Below are 995 nucleotides of genomic sequence, written 5' to 3' on the forward strand. Positions count from 1 at the left end.
GAATAAACTGTCGCCATCCTATTGCGGATGTTAATGCCGATAAATAGACTGAAAATATCTTCTTAAAAGACATAAGGTTTATAATCAATGGACAGCCTCACCTCGCTGACGTCCTTTGTCCGCACCGCCGAAACGCTAAGCTTTGTTCAGGCCGCCAGGCTGCTGGGCATATCTGCCTCGGCGGTGGGTAAGAATGTCGCCCGGCTTGAGCATAAACTGGGGGTCCGGCTGTTCAACCGCAGCACCAGAAACGTCAGCCTGACGGCGGAGGGGGCCGCATTTCTGACCCGCTGTCAGAGTATCCTGGAGCTGATCCTGGAGGCCGAGTCAGAGCTGACCAGCAGTCTCTCACAGCCCACCGGCAAACTGAGGATTTCACTGCCTGTCATTGGCTACCGCCTGTTACTCCCCGCCCTCACCGCCTTTAGCTGTCTTTATCCGCAGGTTGAACTGGATCTCGACTTTAGCGACCGGCTGGTCAATCTGATCGATGAGGGAGTTGATGTTGCTATCCGCAGCGGTGAATTAGCGGACTCCCGCTTGATCGCCAGAACGCTGGGAGGCTTTCGTTTTGTGCTCTGTGCCAGCCCGGCCTATCTGGCGGAATACGGCGTTCCCGGCTCACCAGCGGAATTGGCGGCGCACAAGTGCATTTTTTTCCGCTTCCCCGCGACGGGGCTGATCCAGCCCTGGGAACTGCGCGGTATGCGACTGACGGGAGATTTCAGGGCCGCTGCCGTGATGACGGTCAATAACATTGAGGCCGCCATTCGCTTAAGCGCGGCGGGGATGGGCATCGCTTATGTGCCTGATTTTGTCGTGCGCGAGGCCATGGATGAGGGACAACTGCAGGAGGTGTTGCCCGGCTGTTGCGTCAAGGATGGGCATTTCTCGGTCCTGTGGCCCGCCAGCCGCTACCTGTCACCAAGAATACGCTGTTTTATCGATTTTATAGCTGCGGCAGAGATACCTTTGTCACCAGCATCGGCGCCCCC

The 995-nt window shown here is 57.0% G+C and carries 1 protein-coding gene; it reads left to right on the forward strand.

Annotated elements, in window-relative coordinates:
* Positions 1-87 precede the first annotated feature (87 nt).
* Positions 88-995: LysR family transcriptional regulator (locus VZP09_RS10215; protein ID WP_328795101.1), on the forward strand; the 908-nt coding region annotated here is incomplete at its 3' end.

The sequence above is a fragment of the Klebsiella sp. EMBS2024 genome (assembly GCF_036233805.1).
In the GTDB taxonomy this organism is placed as follows: Bacteria; Pseudomonadota; Gammaproteobacteria; order Enterobacterales; family Enterobacteriaceae; genus Klebsiella; species Klebsiella pneumoniae.